The organism is Prevotella sp. khp1, from assembly GCF_900102205.1.
GTDB classification, from domain to species: Bacteria; Bacteroidota; Bacteroidia; order Bacteroidales; family Bacteroidaceae; genus Prevotella; species Prevotella ruminicola.
In genome coordinates this window covers 372,740-391,808 of the sequence record NZ_FNJZ01000002.1, presented here as the reverse complement: position 1 = coordinate 391,808, position 19,069 = coordinate 372,740, and the positions used below count along the sequence as shown (strand labels likewise).

At 44.1% G+C, this 19,069-nt stretch carries 14 protein-coding genes; 12 read left to right on the top strand and 2 right to left on the bottom strand.

The window, feature by feature from the left end:
• Window positions 1-67: 67 nt before the first annotated feature.
• Genes BLR73_RS07445 through BLR73_RS07435 form a run of 3 tightly spaced genes read left to right on the top strand, consistent with a single transcriptional unit; the run spans window position 68 to window position 3,807 of the window.
• Window positions 68-622, top strand: coding sequence for a hypothetical protein (locus BLR73_RS07445; protein WP_013064448.1), 555 nt, complete (start codon window positions 68-70; stop codon window positions 620-622).
• Window positions 588-2,837 (top strand): protein kinase domain-containing protein, encoded by a 2,250-nt coding sequence (locus BLR73_RS07440; protein WP_176763646.1) that lies wholly within the window; start codon window positions 588-590, stop codon window positions 2,835-2,837. The genes BLR73_RS07445 and BLR73_RS07440 overlap by 35 nt, the downstream gene beginning before the upstream one ends.
• 58 nt (window positions 2,838-2,895) lie before the next feature.
• A complete protein-coding gene (locus tag BLR73_RS07435; RefSeq protein WP_091860719.1) occupies window positions 2,896-3,807 on the top strand; it encodes a hypothetical protein in 912 nt (303 codons plus the stop codon).
• Between the two features lie 74 nt (window positions 3,808-3,881).
• Here the strand turns inward: BLR73_RS07435 and BLR73_RS07430 are convergent, their stop codons facing one another.
• Window positions 3,882-5,378 (bottom strand): L-fucose/L-arabinose isomerase family protein, encoded by a 1,497-nt coding sequence (locus BLR73_RS07430; RefSeq protein ID WP_091860716.1) that lies wholly within the window; start codon window positions 5,376-5,378, stop codon window positions 3,882-3,884.
• A gap of 165 nt (window positions 5,379-5,543) precedes the next feature.
• On the opposite strand from BLR73_RS07430, the gene BLR73_RS07425 reads away from it, so the two are divergent.
• The 4 genes from BLR73_RS07425 to BLR73_RS07410 all read left to right on the top strand — a co-directional run bounded on the left by BLR73_RS07425 (window position 5,544) and on the right by BLR73_RS07410 (window position 12,886).
• Complete coding sequence (locus BLR73_RS07425; protein ID WP_176763645.1) at window positions 5,544-6,527, top strand: DUF3667 domain-containing protein; 984 nt, start codon at window positions 5,544-5,546, stop codon at window positions 6,525-6,527.
• A 111-nt stretch (window positions 6,528-6,638) separates the two neighbouring features.
• A complete protein-coding gene (gene leuS, locus BLR73_RS07420) occupies window positions 6,639-9,461 on the top strand; it encodes a leucine--tRNA ligase (RefSeq protein WP_013065560.1) in 2,823 nt (940 codons plus the stop codon).
• Window positions 9,461-10,978: a non-canonical purine NTP diphosphatase gene (locus BLR73_RS07415; RefSeq protein ID WP_073044448.1), complete on the top strand. Its 1,518-nt coding sequence runs from the start codon at window positions 9,461-9,463 to the stop codon at window positions 10,976-10,978. Before leuS ends, BLR73_RS07415 begins: the two co-directional genes overlap by 1 nt.
• Window positions 10,979-10,981: 3 nt before the next feature.
• The gene (locus BLR73_RS07410; RefSeq protein ID WP_091860709.1) at window positions 10,982-12,886 is read left to right on the top strand and encodes a type IX secretion system anionic LPS delivery protein PorZ; all 1,905 of its coding nucleotides are present in this window, start codon (window positions 10,982-10,984) and stop codon (window positions 12,884-12,886) included.
• 18 nt (window positions 12,887-12,904) lie between these two features.
• On the opposite strand, the gene nadA is transcribed toward BLR73_RS07410, so the two are convergent.
• Entirely contained in the window at window positions 12,905-13,852 is a 948-nt protein-coding gene (gene nadA / locus BLR73_RS07405) for a quinolinate synthase NadA (RefSeq protein ID WP_041386261.1), read from the bottom strand.
• Window positions 13,853-14,263: 411 nt separating this feature from the next.
• Between nadA and BLR73_RS07400 the strand changes: the two genes are divergently transcribed.
• The 5 genes from BLR73_RS07400 (at window position 14,264) to metG (ending at window position 19,066) form a co-directional block, all read left to right on the top strand.
• A complete protein-coding gene (locus BLR73_RS07400; protein ID WP_013063185.1) occupies window positions 14,264-14,794 on the top strand; it encodes an RNA methyltransferase in 531 nt (176 codons plus the stop codon).
• A gap of 74 nt (window positions 14,795-14,868) precedes the next feature.
• On the top strand, window positions 14,869-15,546 hold the full coding sequence (locus BLR73_RS07395) for an RNA polymerase sigma factor (RefSeq protein ID WP_091860706.1): 678 nt from the start codon (window positions 14,869-14,871) through the stop codon (window positions 15,544-15,546).
• A 7-nt stretch (window positions 15,547-15,553) separates the two neighbouring features.
• Window positions 15,554-16,000 (top strand): DUF6108 family protein, encoded by a 447-nt coding sequence (locus BLR73_RS07390; RefSeq protein ID WP_049769171.1) that lies wholly within the window; start codon window positions 15,554-15,556, stop codon window positions 15,998-16,000.
• A 12-nt stretch (window positions 16,001-16,012) separates the two neighbouring features.
• Entirely contained in the window at window positions 16,013-16,897 is an 885-nt protein-coding gene (locus BLR73_RS07385) for a hypothetical protein (protein WP_091860703.1), read from the top strand.
• Between the two features lie 102 nt (window positions 16,898-16,999).
• Complete coding sequence (gene metG, locus BLR73_RS07380) at window positions 17,000-19,066, top strand: methionine--tRNA ligase (protein ID WP_091860700.1); 2,067 nt, start codon at window positions 17,000-17,002, stop codon at window positions 19,064-19,066.
• Window positions 19,067-19,069 lie beyond the last annotated feature (3 nt).

Genomic DNA, 19,069 nt, shown 5'->3' with positions numbered 1-19,069 from the left:
CAGAAAAAATCGTTAACTTTGCCAACCTAAAGTCAAACCATATAAAGTCACAGGTGGTGATTAGATAATGAAACAAACAGAATTACTTTGCAAAACTATTGAGCAAGCGCTTCATCAGGAGATACGCACGCCAAAAGATTTCGACCAGCTGAGAGAACGCATCTTTCTGCGATTACATCAGATGCTTAGTGCCACAACCCTTAAACGTGTGTGGGGCTACTTAGACAATGAGGGCGAACCAAGCGTGAGAACACTCGATACCTTAGCCCAGTTCATTGGTTACAAGAACTATCAGGCGTTTTGCATGCACTCTCCTGCTGATGGCATGGAGCCAAGTAATCTAGCCATGAATCGCCATCTGGATGTAAATGCCGACCTTGCTGTGGGAGAATGCTTAACACTCTATTGGCTACCTGACAGAGTGTGTCATATCCGCTATGAGGGCGATATGCGTTTTGTGGTTACAGCATCAGAGAACACTCGTCTGAAAGCAAACGATACCTTTTGCTGTAGTCTGATTATCGAAGGTGAGCCACTATATCTTAGTCAGTTGCAACAGGGCGATCAGGAACAAACCAATTATGTTTGTGGCAAACGGGGAGGCATTAGATATGAGCGATGATGCTTCAAGCTACATAGTAAGTGATTTCGAGGGACTCAGCTCCACCTTCTCCGAGATGGTTGAATTGCCATCTACGGGCTATTGTCGTTTGTACAAAGCCAAACGCTATGGGCGATGGTTTCTGCTCAAATGTCTGAAGCAGGAACTATCATCCGATACCGCCTATCAACAGTTGCTTCGCAAGGAATTCGAGATTATGATGCGCTTGCAGCATCCATCTATCATGCAAGCCATTGGTATGGAGGATGTTTTGATAGCTGACGGGCATTACGAACGATGCCTCATAGCCGAATGGATTGATGGCGAGACGCTGGCTCAATATCTTGAGGCCAATCCCAGTCGTAGCGATCGCCAACGCATAGCTATCGATTTGGCAGAGGCTTTGGCCTACATTCATCACCAACAAGTGGTACATCGCGATCTGAAGCCCTCAAACATCATGATTACCTACAACGGCAGTTATGTGAAGATTATCGACTTCGGACTAGCTGATACCGATAGTCATGCCATACTGAAACAACCTGCTGGCACATTGAAGTATATGGCTCCAGAGCAAGCCACAAAAGCTCTACCAGATGTTCGTAACGATATCTATTCGCTGGGAGTCATACTTCTGGAGATGGATATATATAAAAAGGTGGCTGAGCGATGTCTACGCCCCATCCATCAACGCTATCAGAATATGGACGATCTGCTTGCCGCCCTTCATCAGCAGCGCAAGTGGCATTTCAAGCTTATGGCACCAGCCATGATAGCCCTGGTTGTCATCTTTGCTTTGATAGCAAAAGTGAATGCGATAAGTCATAAAGCCTCTGATTTAGAGAAACATACGGCTGAGCTTAATTTTCAGGTGAAAGTGCTGAACCACGAGATTATTGGCTTCGAGGACCCTGAGGCAAAGCAAAAATGCATCAGCCATTGGGATTATGATCACGATGGTGAACTGAGCTATCAAGAAGCAGCCTCAGTAAAGTCGCTTGGCGATGTGTTTACAAAGGACACGCTGTTGCGATCGTTCCCAGAACTGGAACACTTTACTGGTCTTAACGAAATTGATGCTTGTGCCTTTTGGGATTGCACCCACCTGGAGTCAATCCGCATAACTCGAACGGTACGTTTTATCCGCCAGAGTGCCTTTCGCCATACAGGTCTGCAGATGATAACCATCCCCAGTAGTGTCGTAGCTATAGGCGACCATATACTGGAAGAGTGTCCTGAGCTTGAAACAGTCATCTTCGAATCAGTATTACCCAACACCAACGATGGTGCTCATCATCTGGTTGACTGCCCCAAACTCTCTGCTATCTTTGTGCCAGAGTTCTATATGACAGAAACGAATGAGAAGAAATCTTGGCAGAGTCTCAAACCATATATCCATAAGTATATAGAGTTTCGCGATCCGGCAGTTAAGTCCGTCTGTGTTAGTCATTGGGATAGTAATGGCGATGGCGAATTGTCTATAGACGAGGCTATGGCTGTTACCTCGCTTGGTGGTGCTTTTTCTGGAAATACGGCTATACGCAGCTTTGATGAGTTGCGCTATTTCACAGGCTTGAAAGAGATAGAGGCAAATACTTTTAACGGTTGTTTAAATCTAAAGTCTGTACAACTGCCTCGCTCTGTAGAAACGCTTGGCGAGAATGCCTTTCTGAAATGCGACTTTAACGCGTTTTACATCCCATCTGGCGTCACTCATATTGCCTCTACAGCCTTGGGTGAAAACCATCATCTGTGTAAGGTAGAAATAAGTGCCGATAATCCCGTTTATGATAGTCGCGAAGATTGCAATGCCATTATAGAAACGGCTACCAATCAGATGGTTACAGGTAGTGCTACAGCCTTTATACCCAATAGCGTAACGAGTCTCAGCGACGAATGCTTCAACTGGTTTGATCGCGATGAATTGGTCATCCCTTCTCAGCTAACCCATATAGGTACTTGGGCCTTGACCTGTATCTTCCAACGGATATATTGTATGTCGGACGTACCCCCATTTTATCGACCAGATACTCGCGAGTCCTTTTGGGAGCATCTGCCAGAAATCTATATTCCTTATGGCTCTACAGAAGCCTATTGCCATGCAGAAGGTTGGAAGCTATTAACACATCGTCTTCATGAATTCCCAGCTAAACCAGCACCCGTAACAACAGATTTTTCATACTATTTTAAAACTTGGACCAATTTGGACCAATTAAGTTTCCTGAATTTCGATTAATTTTGCACCGAAATTAAATTTTTCGAGCATATATTAATAACTTAATTCAATTCAAAGTATGAAAACAAAATTCATGTCAGTTTCGATGAGTTTACTCATCGCAGGTTTCACATTGTGCGCTTGTACAGAAGGTCTTGGTGGTGTAGGTGACAACCCAATTACTCCAGAGACTCCAACTACTCCTGATGAGCCAGAGACACCAACAGAGATTAAGGGTATTCTTTCTGAGATTTCGGTTGAATCTGAGGGCAATAACGGCGTTCTTGCTTTCACTTATGGTGATGATGGTAAGGTTACAAAAGCTGCTTATAAAAGAGTAGATCCATTTACAGGTGATTCTTACGAAGGATTATCATGCACCTTTACCTATGAAACTGATAAAATAACCGTAAAGGCCAAAAGAGACGATAATGTAGAGACTAAGGTCTATACCCTTACCGATGGTGTTGTTACAAAATATGCAGATGATTATGGCTACGATGAGTTTACCTATAAGGATGGTAAACTGATTGGTTTCAAGGCCTGGGAGAAAAATGAAGAGTCAGGTGAAATGGAAACTGATGAATTATTTGATTTTTCTTGGAATGAAAATGTTATTGCTAGTTACGAAAGATATGAACTGAATGACCAAGAAGAAAAAGAAGATGTAAATAATTACACCGTAACCTATGGTACAGTTAAGGCTGGCGTTCTTGCTAATATCTTCTTCTATGGTGGTGGAGTTTTTGAGCTTCCTTTCTATGTAGAGGATTTGGCTGAATCAGCTCCTATCTTCGACAAACTTGGCGCAATGCCTGAGTATCTGCCTGAGAAGTTGGTTAGAACTTGGAAAGAAGAAGGAAATGATGTCACAAGAACCATTACTGCAAAATACACCTTGGATAGCAACAACCTTGTTACTAAGGTCGTTGTCAAGGTTGTTGAAGGCGAAAATACCGAAGAGACAACTTACAACCTTAAGTGGAAGTAATCCTATCACAATTTATATAAATCAAAAAAGCCGCAACCTTGAAAGTTGCGGCTTTATTATTTAGAATGTATCGCTTATGCGAATGGATTCTCTGTTGGGTAGTAATCGCCCTTGGGGAAGTTGTAGTCGATCTCCTCAACGGGGATGCCCATGTACTTGAGAACCTCCCACAGGTACTTACCAGCGTGATCGAACATCACAGCGCAGTGGTGTGGGTAGTGCTTCTCGATGAGCACGTGACGATAGAAGCGGCTCATGTTCTTAACACCGAAGATACCGATAGAACCGAATGAGCGTGTAGCTACAGGAATAACCTCACCCTGAGCGATGTAAGCGCGGAGCTTGGTGTCGGCTGTGCTCTGCAGACGATAGATAGTAGCTTTGCCTGGCTTGATGTCGCCCTCGAGAGTACCGTTTGTTACCTCTACAGGCAGAGCGCGTGCCATGATGCGCTGGAAGCACATGCTGCAGTTGCAAACCTTAGAAGAAGCGGTGTTACCACAGTGGAAGCCCATGAAGATCTCCTTGTCTGTGTACTCGTCGCACAGGAACTTCTTGCCCTTGATGCTCTCTTCGTACATATCGTTAGGAACGGTGTTGTTGATATCGAGCAGCGTAACGGCATCCTCTGTGATGCAAGTACCGATGAACTCTGACAGTGTTCCGTAGATATCAACCTCGCAGCTAACGGGGATACCGCGGCTGGTGAGACGGCTGTTTACGTAGCAAGGAACGAAACCAAACATGGTCTGGAAAGCAGGCCAGCACTTGGTGGTGAGTGATACGAACTGGCGGCAGCCCTTGTGAGCCTCGATCCAGTCGGTCAGTGTGAGCTCATACTGAGCGAGCTTAGGCAGAACAGAAGGAATCTTGTTGCCAGCACCCAGCTCATTAGCCATATCCTTCACTACATCGTCGATGCGTGGATCGCCCTGGTGCTTCTGGAACGACTCCAGCAGGTCGAGCTCTGAGTTCTCCTCGATTTCAACGTCGAGATCATACAGGGCACGGATAGGAGCGTTACAAGCCAGGAAGTTGTTTGGACGAGGACCGAAGCTGATAATCTTCAGGTTCTGCAGACCAACGATAGCGCGAGCGATGGGGAGGAACTCGTGGATGAGCTCAGCGCAGTGGTCAGCATCACCAACTGGCTCCTCTGGGATATAAGCACGAGTCTTGCGCAGAGAGAGAGCGTGGCTGGCATTCAGCATACCACAGTAAGCATCGCCACGACCATCAATCAGGTCGTTCTGAGTTTCCTCGGCAGCAGCACAGAACATAGCTGGGCCATTGAAATACTTAGCCAGCATGGTCTCAGAAATCTCAGGACCGAAGTTACCAAGATATACACAGAGTGCATTACATCCTGCCTTATTGATATCCTCGAGGGCCTGCTGCATGTGGATTTCGCTCTCAACAATGCAGATAGGGCACTCGTAGATGCCATCCTTACCGAATTTCTTCTCATACGCAGCGATAACAGCCTTACGGCGGTTAACAGCTAATGACTCAGGAAAACAATCGCGTGATACAGCGACGATTCCAACTTTAATTTTAGGTACGTTGTTCATATTAAAATGAGTTTGTTAATAAAGTAATGATTTTCGTTTCAAGCCACAAAGTTATAACTTAATCCCGAAATCACAAAGAATTTTAGAAAAAATAACAGCCGATGATACATTTATAATATAAGGATGATACATTTAAAATATATTTTTGTTATCTTTGCAAACGCAATGGAACAGTTAAGAGACAAATACGAAAGTTTTAAGGCTTGGCAGATAAAACCTCATGAGGTGGTGAAGCTATCGGCCGAGAAGCATGTTTGTGCCACTTGCGGCACAGAGTTTCATGGCAACTACTGCCCCAGATGCGGACAGAAAGCTGCCATCGGTCGCTACTCGTTCAAGTCGGCTTTTCTGCTGTTTCTTGATGTGTGGGGATTAGGCAACCGAGGTATGTTCCGCACCATTCGCGACCTGCTGTTGCGTCCCGGTTATATGATTCGCGACTATCTTAACGGTATGCAGATGGCCTATTTTCCACCATTCAAAATGTTCTTCCTGCTGATAGCTTTCTCGGTTCTGATCGATTCGGGGTTAAACGTAAAGTTTCAGAATACCATCAATAAAACCAAGAAAGAGTCTGTACAGGGATTGAATGATATAAATACCAATACCCAAATAAATGAAACCGATGCTAACAAAATCGTTACTGATACGTTCGACATTATCGGAAAACCCATCATCGTTCAAACAGCCCAAAACAAGCATAATGAAGTCATCAATATTAACGGCGAATCGATTGAAACAAAAATTTTAAAGAAATTAGAAAACATCGTAAATTGGATTATCGACAACCAAACTCTAGTATCTTTCCTTTGGCTCATCACGCTTTCATTACCATTATACCTGTTTTTCCACAAGAATCCTAATATACCAGATTTACGCTATTCGGAATGCTTTGTGGCAATGGTATATATTACAAATATGATGACAATTATTAACTCAGTAGGCAGTTTTTTCTTACCAGGCAATACTACAATGATAGAATTACTGACCTATGCTCTTTCTATCATACCATTGAAGCAGCTGTTTGGCTTTAGTTACAAGCGTACCATCGCCAAACTGATAGGCGCCTTTGTACTGCTTACAATTGCAGGCATAACACTCATTGTTATGATAGTTTGTTTGGGCATATATTTGCTACATCTGTTATAATCGTGATAACTGAAACAATATTTTGCTCATTAAATTTGGTTTTTTCTGCGATTTGCACTAACTTTGCACCCGCATTAATAATGTACGGAAACAAAATAATATAAAGATACAATGGATTACAATTTCAGAGACATCGAACAGAAATGGCAGAAGCGATGGGTTGAGAATGGAACCTATCGTGTGGTGGAAGACAAGAACAAGAAGAAATTCTATGTACTGAACATGTTCCCCTATCCATCAGGAGCAGGTTTGCACGTAGGTCACCCACTTGGCTATATCGCCAGTGATATCTATGCCCGCTACAAGCGTCAGCAGGGATATAACGTACTGAACCCCATGGGTTACGATGCTTACGGACTGCCCGCCGAGCAGTACGCTATCCAGACCGGTCAGCACCCTGAGAAGACCACTTTCGAGAATATTAACCGTTACCGCTCGCAGCTGGATAAAATAGGTTTCAGTTTCGACTGGGAGCGCGAGGTTCGTACTTGTGATCCTATCTACTATAAATGGACCCAGTGGGCTTTCCAGCGCATGTTCAAGAGCTACTTCAGCACTTCATCGCACAAGGCCCAGCCAACCATCAAGCTGATTGAACACTTTGAGCTGATGGGTACCGAGAACTGTAATGCCCTTGGTACAGAGGAGCTGCACTTTACTGCTGCCGAGTGGAACGCCTTCTCAGAGAAGAAAAAGCAGGAAGTACTGATGAACTACCGTATAGCCTATCTGGCCGAGACAATGGTTAACTGGTGCCCTGCACTTGGTACCGTACTTGCCAACGACGAGGTTATTAACGGTGTATCAGAGCGTGGTGGTTATCCTGTAGAGCAGAAGAAGATGCGTCAGTGGTGTCTGCGTGTATCAGCTTACGCACAGCGACTGCTTGACGGACTTGATACTATCGACTGGACCGACTCGCTGAAGGAAACCCAGCGTAACTGGATTGGACGTTCTGAGGGTACTGAGGTTGAGTTTAACGTTGCCGACAGCGATAAGCACTTTACCATCTTTACCACTCGTGCCGATACTATGTTTGGTGTAACCTTCATGGTGCTGGCTCCTGAATCAGATCTCGTAGCCGAGCTGACAACTGCCGACCAGAAGGCTGCAGTAGATGAGTATCTGGCTTATGTAAAGAAGCGCACAGAGCGTGAGCGCCAGATGGACCACAAGGTAACAGGTGTGTTCTCGGGTAGCTACGCCATCAATCCATTTACCGACGAAAAGATCCCCATCTGGATTTCAGAATATGTACTGGCTGGTTATGGTACAGGTGCCATTATGGCTGTACCTGCGCACGACAGTCGCGACTACGCCTTTGCCAAGCACTTTAACCTGCCCATCATCCCACTGATTGAAGGTGCTGACGTAAGCGAGGAGAGTTACGATGCCAAGGAGGGTATTGTTTGCAACTCGTCATCAGCTAAGTTCAGCTTGAATGGCTTGACTGTTAAGGAGGCCATCGCTGCCACCAAGAAATATGTTACCGAGCAGGGCTTGGGTCGTGTAAAGGTTAACTACCGTTTGCGCGACGCCATCTTCTCACGTCAGCGCTACTGGGGTGAGCCATTCCCTGTTTACTATAAGGACGACATGCCTTACATGATTCCAAAGGAGTGTCTGCCTCTCGAGTTGCCTGAAATTGATGAGTACAAGCCAACCGAGACTGGTGAGCCACCATTGGGACGTGCTAAGATGTGGGCTTGGGATACTAAGACCGACAAGGTGGTATCAAAGGACGAGATCGACAACAAGACCGTATTCCCACTCGAGCTGAACACCATGCCTGGTTTCGCAGGTTCATCAGCCTACTATCTGCGCTATATGGACCCCAAGAACGAGCAGGCGCTTGTTAGCAAGGATGCCGATGAGTACTGGCGTAACGTAGATTTGTACGTAGGTGGTACTGAGCACGCTACAGGTCACCTGATTTACTCACGTTTCTGGAACAAGTTCCTCTTCGATTCAGGTTACAGCTGCGAAGACGAGCCATTCAAGAAGCTGGTTAACCAGGGTATGATTCAGGGTCGTTCTAACTTCGTATATCGTATTGAGGACGAGGGTGCCGATAAGGGTAAGTTCGTAAGCTTGAACCTGAGAGGCAACTATAAGGAAACCACTCCTATCCACGTAGATGTAAACATCGTATCGGCTGATATTCTGGATATTGAGGCCTTTAAGGCTTGGCGCCCAGATTATAACAATGCTGAGTTCATCCTCGAAGATGGCAAATACATCTGTGGTTGGGCTATCGAAAAGATGTCGAAGTCGATGTTCAATGTGGTTAATCCCGATATGATTGTAGAGAAGTATGGTGCCGACACCCTGCGTCTTTACGAAATGTTCCTGGGTCCTGTTGAGCAGAGTAAGCCTTGGGATACCAACGGTATCGATGGTTGTCACCGCTTCCTGAAGAAGTTCTGGAACCTCTTCCAGAATGGATTCGACGAGGGCGCTGCTACACCCGAGAACCTGAAGAGCGTACACAAGCTTATCAAGAAGGTATCTACCGATATCGAGACATTCAGCTATAACACATCTATCTCGGCCTTCATGATTTGCGTGAACGAGCTGGGCCAGCAGAAGTGTAAGAACAAGGAGATGCTGAAGACTCTTGTTATACTGATTGCTCCATTTGCACCCCATATGGCCGAAGAGCTTTGGGAGATGCTGGGTGAGCAGGGTAGTGTATGCGACTCACAGTGGCCAAAGTGGGAAGAGAAATATCTGGTTGAGAGCGAGGCCAAGCTTGGTGTTGCCTTTAACGGTAAGACTCGCTTTGATATGACATTCCCTGCTGATGCCGACAATAAGACCATCGAGGAGGCTGTACTGGCCGATGAGCGCGCTCAGAAGTACCTCGAAGGTTTCCAGGTAGCAAAGGTTATCATCGTCCCTAAGCGTATGGTGAACATTGTATTAAAGAAATAATGACTATCGATCATAAGATTATTTGGAATGAGGTCAAGGACTATATGTTTATAGCCCTTGGCCTTTTTCTCTATACCATCGCCTTCACAGTATTCCTGATGCCCTATCAGATTGTGGCAGGAGGTGTCACTGGTTTATCAGCTATCATTTACTATGCTACAGGCTTTCATCTGGAAAACACCTATATCATCATCAACGGTCTGCTACTGATAGTGGCCCTGAAGATACTGGGGTATAAGTTCCTGATGAAGACTATCTTTGCCATTTTTACGCTTTACTTCATGCTGCGATTTGCGCAAGACATCATCCCAAAGCAGGATAATGGCTTGCCATTCAAGCTCATGGGTGAAGGACAGGATTTCATGTCGATGATCATCGGCTGTGTGATTACTGGTATCGCCCTGGCTACCGTATTCCTGCATAATGGCTCTACTGGTGGCACGGATATCATCGCAGCATCAGTCAACAAGTATCACAATGTGTCTTTGGGCTCTGTACTGATAGCAGCCGACTTCTGTATTATCGGTTCTTGTATGTTCTTCCCACAGTTCGGCACCTATCTGGAGCGTGCTCATAAGGTGATGTTCGGTTTCTGTGTGATGGCCATGGAGAACTACGTACTCGACTATGTCATGAATGCCCGCAGGCAGTCGGTACAGTTCTTTATATTCTCTCGCAAATGGCAAGAGATAGCCAACGCTATCGGCACCCAGATGAATCATGGTGTGACTATTCTTGATGGTCATGGATGGTACACTGGTAAACAGATGAAAGTGCTCTGCATCCTGGCCAAGAAGAACGAGAGTGTAAACATGTTCCGACTCATCAAGATGATAGACCCCAACGCCTTTGTATCGCAGTCGAGTGTAATCGGTGTATATGGCGAGGGATTCGATGAGATGAAAGTAAAAATCAAGAATATCGAAGAAAAGAAAAAGATGAAAATAGTATTTGCCACCAATAATCTGAATAAACTCAGCGAGGTTAGAAAGATTCTTGGCAACAAGTTCGAAGTACTGTCGCTTGGCGAGATAGGCTGTCACGACGACATCCCTGAAAAAGGTCAGACACTGAAGGATAATGCCCTGATAAAAGCCCAATGGGTTTACGATAAGTATCATGTTAACTGCTTTGCCGACGATACAGGCTTAGAGGTAGATGCACTTGGAGGTGCACCTGGTGTTTACAGCGCCAGATATGCCGGTGGTGTAGGACACGACTCTGAGGCTAACATGAAAAAGCTGCTCTCCGAACTCGAGAACAACGATAATCGCAAAGCCCGATTCCGCACCGTTATCGCCCTCATCATCGATGGAAAGGTAACCACCTTTGATGGTATTGTAAACGGTGTTATCACCGAAGGCAAACGAGGTGGCGAAGGTTTTGGATACGATCCTATCTTTATGCCCGAAGGTTATAACAAAACATTTGCCGAGCTGGGTACGGGTATTAAGAATAACATCAGTCATCGCGCCAAAGCCGTGCAGAAACTGGCCGATTATCTATTAAAAAGGTAGTGTATGAAGAGGTTGCTTGCCATCGTATTTACAGTATGCTATTGCTACTTGGCAACAGCGCAAATAGGTACATGGCGCAACTATCTGGCCTACCATGATGTTCAGCAGATATGCAAGGCTAACAACGAGCTGTTTGTGCTGGCATCGAACAATCTTTACCAGTATAATATTGATGATGCGAGTATCACTACCTACGATAAAGTAAACGGGTTAAGTGATACCCGCATCACTCATATAGCCTGGAATCAAAAAGCCAAGCGATTGATAGCCGTTTACGAAAACTCGAATATCGACTTGATAGAACCCGATGGCGACATTATTAATATATCGGCCCTCTATACCAAATCGATAACCGAGGATAAAACAGTTACAGCCATCTCTATCGATGATGTGTATGCTTATCTCACCACCAGCTTTGCTATCATTAAAGTAAATATGCTGAAGGCTGAGATATCGGATACTTATACCAAAAATCATCCCGATTATCCGCACAATCTGCAACCTTATCAGGATGATTACGATAAGTATATCGCTACCGTATCAACCCTGATCCCAGGAGGACCAGCTTATAACCGCTTCTACCAGTCGAAATTCATTAATGGCCGACTCTATACAACAGGTGGTTATTTCCTGCCTGCAATGCCCGATAATGAACTTCCTGGCACCATTCAGGTGTATGATGGTAACAACTGGACGCTGTATCAGGAGCAGATTAACGAGATTACAGGTTATGCTTATGTGGATATCTGCTGTATTGATGCCGACCCAAACGACCCAGAACATGTGTTTGCAGGAGGTAGATGCGGACTCTACGAGTTTAAGAACGGTAAACTTGTTACCTATTATAATAAGGAGAACAGTCCATTAATGGCTGCAATCGACAGAGGTAATCAGCTCGGAAATGATTATCTTTTAATATTAGGTATCAAATTCGATGCTAAAGGTCATCTATGGGTGCTTAACAGCTTGGCTAAAGGGGTAAGCTTACTGGAGCTAACATCCGATTATCAATGGATAAGTCATCACCACCAAGAGCTTACCGACGAGAAAGGAATTACAGTACCAGGATTATCGAATATGATGTTTGATAGTCGTGGTTTACTTTGGTTTACTAATAACAACTGGGAGAATCCATCGGTATTCTGTTACGATACCGATCAGGACGTGATACTTAAATACGATCAGATATTAAACCAGGACGATACAAAATATAACATCTACCATATCAACTGTATTACAGAAGATAAAGAAGGTAATATGTGGATAGGTACCGATGTGGGCCCATTTATGATTCAGAAATCAGAGATAGGACAATCTCAAGTTACCTTCTATCAGGTTAAAGTGCCACGTAACGACGGTACGAATTTTGCTGACTATTTGTTGAACGGCATAGCCATTAGCAGTATAGCTGTAGATGGTGGAAATCGTAAATGGTTTGGTACCGAAAGCGCTGGCGTTTTTCTTATTTCGTCAGATAATTTGATACAGGAGCATAACTTTAATATAGATAATTCAAAGCTGCTGTATAACAATATCTCATCTATCGCTATAAATCATCAATCAGGCGAAGTATTCTTCCTGTCGGATAATGGCTTATGTTCTTATCAGAGTAATGCTGTAGAACCTAACGAGCAGATGACTAAAGATAACGTGATAGCTTATCCTAATCCAGTTACACCCGATTTTACTGGCATGGTTACCATTACTGGATTAAGTTACGACGCTGATGTGAAGATTACAACAGCTACAGGTGCCATTGTAGCCGAAGGACGTAGTAATGGCGGTATGTTTAACTGGGATTGCTGTAATAAGCAAGGAAAACGCGTAGCAAGCGGTGTTTATATGGTGATAACAGCTACATCGGATGGTAAGAAAGGTACCGTTTGTAAAATTGCCGTTATCAATTAAATAAAAAGCTGGAGTTAATTAACTCAACTCCAGCATTCTATTAATTGGCTTAACAGCTTCTTTAGCTATCTCAGGATCAACCTCAATCTGAGGGCTCATAGTCTTTAAACAGTTATAAACCTTCTCGAGTGTATTCAATTTCATGTAATTACACTCATTACAACTGCATTCTAAGCCACTCTCGCTTATTTCTGGAGGTACAGGGATAAATTCCTTATCAGGACAAGTACGTTGCATCTCGTGCAGAATACCAGCCTCTGTAGCCACAATAAACTGCTTTTTATCGCTCTGCTGGGCATAGTTAAGCATCGTAGCAGTACTTCCCTTTACTTCGGCTACAGCCAATACAGGTGCCTTGCACTCCAAGTGTGCCATCACTACTGCATCGGGATACTGCTTCTTAAGCTCCAGAATCTTAGATACCGAGAAACGCTCGTGCACATGACAACCACCATTCCAAAGCAACATCTTTCTACCTGTCACCTCATTGATATAGTTACCAAGATTATAATCTGGTCCAAATATCAGTTTGGCATCTTTTGGCAACTGATCAACCACCTTCTTTGCATTTCCACTGGTCACCACCACATCAGTTAATGCCTTAACAGCTGCTGTGGTATTTACATAACTGATAACCTGATAACCAGGATGCTCATCCTTAAACTTCTTCAGGTCTTCGGCCTTACAACTGTCGGCCAGCGAACAGCCAGCTGCCAGATCAGGACAAAGCACAATCTTATCAGGCGATAGCAGCTTACAGGTTTCGGCCATAAAGTGCACACCACACATTACCATTACTTTGGCATCAGTCTCGGCAGCCTTACGCGCCAAAGCCAACGAGTCACCTACAAAATCGGCGATATCTTGAATATCACCAATCGTATAATAGTGAGCCAGGATGATGGCATCTTTTTCCTCACACATCTTACGAATCTCAGCTTTCAGCTCCTTTGTTGTCAACACCATATTATTTTTATATTTCTTTTTTTATTTATTTCTTAAAAATAGAATAAGTAGTATGATATGCCGTGAATATCTTGATAACTTTTTAGCGTTTTTATTGTATAATTGACTATTAACTACAAAAAATCACTTATTAACCATTACTGTTAATTCTTTCTGTCTGATAATGAACCACTAAGCATACTTATCCACAATTTCCAATTTCGGTGCAAAATTAATAAGTTTATTATTTATTTCGGCATAAAAGTGTGGAAAACTTGCGAAAATATACGTAATAAACCTGTGGATATCCCCAAATGTAAGAGTGTAGGGTATAATTAACAAGTTATTAACATAGTTATCCACACACTTATCAACAGGTTTTTCCACAATTATTTGGTAGTTTGTTTTCTATGTAGTAACTTTGCAGGCAGAATGAAGAAATTACGTACAATAGAAATGGATCGTCTGACTGTCGACGAGTTTAAGCAGGCAGACAAGTTGCCACTCATTGTGGTGTTAGATGATGTGCGATCAATGCATAATGTGGGTAGTGTTTTCCGTACGGGTGACGCTTTCCGTATCGAGGCAGTTTATCTTTGTGGTATTACCAGTACACCACCTATGGCCGAGATTCATAAAACAGCTCTTGGTGCCGAGGATAGTGTAACATGGAAATACTTCGATACGGCACTTGAGGCAGTTGAGACATTAAAGGCTGAAGGCTATGAAGTTTATTCTGTTGAACAAGCTCATGGTTCAACCATGCTTCAGAACTTTACACCTATTAATAATAAGAAGTATGCTGTGGTGTTAGGCAACGAGGTAAAAGGTGTTCATCAGGAAGTCATCGATGCTTCGGATGGTTGTTTGGAGATACCTCAGTTTGGCACCAAACACTCCATGAATGTATCAGTAACAGGTGGCATTATCATCTGGCATTTTGCAAAAAATATCATTCTTTAGTAAAAAAGTTGTTGCTTAGATGTCACATTTCTAAACTTTCTGCGTATTAAGGATAAAAGCAACAAAGAAAAAGAATGACAACTGACGAGTTTAAACAACAAGCAGAAGGGCTTAGGCTTCAACTAATCAGTGTGGCTCAGAAATATCTGGGCACTACTGATGAGGCTGAGGACATCGTACAGGATACGATGGTGAAGCTCTGGCTGATGCGCGAACAACTGAAATCGCCTATTTCAGCTTTTGCCTGTATGGTTACTCGCAACCTATGTATCGATTGTCTGCGCAGAAAGCATCCCACAGTAGATATCACTCAATTATCTTACGAAGATGATCTGAGCGATGATGGCGAGCAGATAGAACAGATGCTACGCGTTATCGACACACTTCCTTCTACACAGCGAACCATTCTGCGTATGCATCATCTACAAGGTATGAAAACCAAGGAGATTGCTATCGTGCTTGGCTCAACCGAGGTGGCTGTGCGTAAAACGCTGAGTAGAGCCAGATCGATGGTACGTAAACGCTTGATAGCTATATTCGCAGCCGCATCGTTACTGATAGGCATATCGATGGTAACAGTTCATGTGCTAAAAGTAGGAAGCAGCGATGAATGTGTGGCTTATGTATATGGTAAGAAATATACCGACCAGCAGACTGTTATGGCTGAGATGAAGCGAACGATGGGTGAGATGACTGAGGATAATACTCAGAATGAAATAGAACAACAGTTGAACGATTTATTTAGCAATTAGTAGAAATATGAAACGAGTACTGATGATTTTCATGGCGTGTTTTTGGATGCTGCTTACAACCAATGCACAGAGTGGACTGAACATAGAACCACTCTTTGCAGGAAAGATTATCCCACAGCAGCGAATGGTTGAAACACGAGTAAAAGGTAAGATGCTCTCTAAGTATCAGCTTACCTTATTTCGCAGTGTGCGCTTTCAGGCCAACAATAAGCAGGAGATAACTCGAGTACACGATCTGATTGAACTCGATAAGAAAAAGCATCCTAACAATATCTATTCTGAAAACTACTCAAGCACCAAGAGTCGTTCGAAGGAAACATTGATGCTACAACTATCCAAAGAGGGCAACCATAACCGTTTTCTGTGCTATAAACGAAATAACGAGGAGGTTACGGTTATCTATATGGAAGGTACGCTCAATTCGCTGGATACATTACGAGAATTAATTAAATAAAGATATAACGATATGAAAAAGCTATTTATTCTTTTCCTCTTGGCTGTTTCGGCCACAGTAAATGCAACTACAGTTGCCGATAACGACACCCTGACCATCCTGAAACCTCAGAAGGTACGTATCATCACAGGTGATTCAATCCAAAAAGTAAAAGTTTACGGACGTGAGAATGATGATAAGTACACCTACGAAAGTAAAATTCTGTTGGTTGACTCTAACTATGTGAGCGAGACCAATATTAATAAAGATACCTGGAACTTTGATTTTGTAAAGAAACATAGCAGAGGTACAGGTTATCCATTAAAAACTAATAATGCCAGTATGCGTCTGGCTGTTGGTCTTACATATGGTGCTAATGCAAAATACAATAGTTCACAGTCGGTAGGCAGTTCATGGGAAATCATGTGGACCATTATGGAGTGGGAGAAATTTAAGTACGGACAGCACAATGGATTCTCAATAGGCTTTGGTGTTGATTGGCGTAATTTCCGTATCGATGGTCGTCAGTATTTTTATAAAGCCAATGATGGTATGCTGTCAGAGCAGAGTTATCCTGCAGGCTATGAGGCCGATTTCTCGCGTATAAAGGTGTTCAGTCTGCAGATTCCTATGATGTGGAAATATCGTACCAAGAAAACAACTTTTGGCTTAGGTCCTGTCATCAACTTCAATACCTATGCCAGCATTAAGAATAAATATCGCGATGCTGATGGTAATAAACACAAGGATGTGTATAAGCAAATTCACCAGCGTCCTATCACAGTAGATATCATGGGTGAGGTAAGTATCCATAACTGGGTTAGCCTCTATGTCAAATACTCGCCAATGAGTATTCTGAATTCCACCTATGGTGATGGTATTAATTTCCACCCCGTATCGTTTGGCGTATATTTCTGATACTCTTTAGGTAATAATAACAAAGAAATCCCACAGAAGTTTTGTTTTCTGTGGGATTTTTCGTAATTTTGCAGCCAAAATAATAAATACGTATTTAAGGAAATGGAAAACAAGACTTACAAGCGTACGACTGTTACGTCGGCGCTACCATACGCTAATGGCGGCGTACATATCGGACACCTGGCTGGTGTATATGTACCTGCTGATATCTATGTGCGTTATCTTCGTCTGAAGAAGCGCGAGGTATTGTTCATCGGCGGAAGTGATGAGCATGGTGTGCCCATTACCGTTCGTGCCCGCAAAGAGGGTATCACTCCTCAGGATGTGGTTGACCGCTATCATAAGATGATTAAGGATTCGTTCGAGGAATTTGGTATCTCGTTCGATATCTATAGCCGTACTACCAGTGAGACTCATCATAAGTTTGCTGCCGAGTGGTTTAAGAAACTCTACGACGAGGGCAAGCTGACTGAGGAGACTACTGAGCAACTGTACGATGAGGAGGCTAAGCAGTTCCTGGCCGACCGCTATGTAACTGGTGAGTGCCCACACTGCCACAACGAGGGTGCCTATGGCGACCAGTGTGAGAAGTGTGGACGCGACCTTTCGCCAACAGAGCTGATTAACCCAAAGTCAACTATCTCTGGTTCTACTCCTGTACTGAAGAAGACCAAGAACTGGTATCTTCCTTTGAACGAGTATCAGGACTGGTTGAAGCAGTGGATTCTGGAGGAGCACAAGGAGTGGCGTCCAAACGTATATGGACAGTGTAAGAGCTGGTTGGATATGGATCTGCAGCCACGTGCTATGACTCGCGACTTGGATTGGGGTATCCCCGTACCTGTAAAGGATGCTGAGGGTAAGGTACTTTATGTTTGGTTTGATGCACCTATCGGCTATGTATCAAACACCAAGGAGCTTTGTGAGAAGGAGCCCGAGAAGTGGGGCAACTGGGAGAAGTGGTGGCAGGATGAGGATACTCGTCTGGTTCACTTCATCGGTAAGGACAACATCGTGTTCCACTGTATCATCTTCCCTGTAATGATGAAGGCTCACGGCAAGTATATCATGCCTGATAACGTACCTGCCAACGAGTTCCTGAATCTTGAGAACGATAAGATTTCAACCTCTCGTAACTGGGCTGTATGGCTCCACGAGTATCTGGTTGATATGCCTGGTAAGCAGGATGTATTGCGCTATGTACTGACAGCCAATGCACCTGAGACAAAGGATAATAACTTTACTTGGAAGGATTTCCAGGATCGCAATAACAACGAGCTTGTAGCTGTTTACGGTAACTTCGTAAACCGTGCCCTCCAGCTCACCAAGAAGTACTGGAACGGTGTAGTTCCTGCTTGTGGCGAGTTGCAGGATGTAGATAAGCAGGCCCTTGAGGAGTTCAAGGATGTTAAGGCTAAGGTTGAGGCTCTGCTGGAACAGTTCAAGTTCCGCGATGCTCAGTTCGAGGCTATGAACCTGGCTCGTATTGGTAACCGCTATATCACAGAGTGCGAGCCTTGGAAGGTTTGGAAGACTGATCCAAAGCGTTGCGAGACTATCCTGAACATCTGCTTGCAGTTGACTGCTAACCTGGCTATTGCCTTTGAGCCATTCCTGCCATTCAGCAGTAAGAAGCTTCGCGAGATGCTGAACATCAGCAACTTCGAGTGGGAGCAGCTGGGTTCTACCGATCTCCTGGAGGCTGGTCATCAGCTGGGTGAGCCTGCTCTGCTGTTCGAGAAGATTGAGGATGAGGTAATCCAGAAGCAGCTGGATAAGCTGGAGGCTACCAAGAAAGCCAACGAGGCAGCTAACTATAAGGCTGCTCCTATCAAGGATACTGTTAGCTTCGAGGAGTTCGAGAAGCTCGACATCCGTGTTGGTCTGGTTAAGGATTGTCAGAAGGTTAAGAAGAGTAAGAAACTGCTGCAGTTCACCATCGACGATGGTTCTGGCGTGGATCGTACCATCTGCTCGGGTATTGCTGCCTTCTACGAGAAGCCAGAGGAGTTGATTGGTAAGCGTATCCTGTTTGTGGCTAACTTTGCTCCTCGTAACATGATGGGTATCGAGAGTCAGGGTATGATTCTGAGCGCTGTAGATTCTGACGAGAGCCTCAGCGTAGTTACAACCACTAAGGATGTAAAACCTGGCAGTCAGGTAGGATAATAT

Coding starts and splice junctions, on each gene's coding strand:
- BLR73_RS07445 (WP_013064448.1), top strand. CDS start 68: ATGAAACAAACAGAATTACTTTGCAAAACTATTGAGCAAGCGCTTCAT.
- BLR73_RS07435 (WP_091860719.1), top strand. CDS start 2,896: ATGAAAACAAAATTCATGTCAGTTTCGATGAGTTTACTCATCGCAGGT.
- BLR73_RS07430 (WP_091860716.1), bottom strand. CDS start 5,378: ATGAACAACGTACCTAAAATTAAAGTTGGAATCGTCGCTGTATCACGC.
- BLR73_RS07425 (WP_176763645.1), top strand. CDS start 5,544: ATGGAACAGTTAAGAGACAAATACGAAAGTTTTAAGGCTTGGCAGATA.
- leuS (WP_013065560.1), top strand. CDS start 6,639: ATGGATTACAATTTCAGAGACATCGAACAGAAATGGCAGAAGCGATGG.
- BLR73_RS07415 (WP_073044448.1), top strand. CDS start 9,461: ATGACTATCGATCATAAGATTATTTGGAATGAGGTCAAGGACTATATG.
- BLR73_RS07410 (WP_091860709.1), top strand. CDS start 10,982: ATGAAGAGGTTGCTTGCCATCGTATTTACAGTATGCTATTGCTACTTG.
- nadA (WP_041386261.1), bottom strand. CDS start 13,852: ATGGTGTTGACAACAAAGGAGCTGAAAGCTGAGATTCGTAAGATGTGT.
- BLR73_RS07400 (WP_013063185.1), top strand. CDS start 14,264: ATGAAGAAATTACGTACAATAGAAATGGATCGTCTGACTGTCGACGAG.
- BLR73_RS07395 (WP_091860706.1), top strand. CDS start 14,869: ATGACAACTGACGAGTTTAAACAACAAGCAGAAGGGCTTAGGCTTCAA.
- BLR73_RS07390 (WP_049769171.1), top strand. CDS start 15,554: ATGAAACGAGTACTGATGATTTTCATGGCGTGTTTTTGGATGCTGCTT.
- BLR73_RS07385 (WP_091860703.1), top strand. CDS start 16,013: ATGAAAAAGCTATTTATTCTTTTCCTCTTGGCTGTTTCGGCCACAGTA.
- metG (WP_091860700.1), top strand. CDS start 17,000: ATGGAAAACAAGACTTACAAGCGTACGACTGTTACGTCGGCGCTACCA.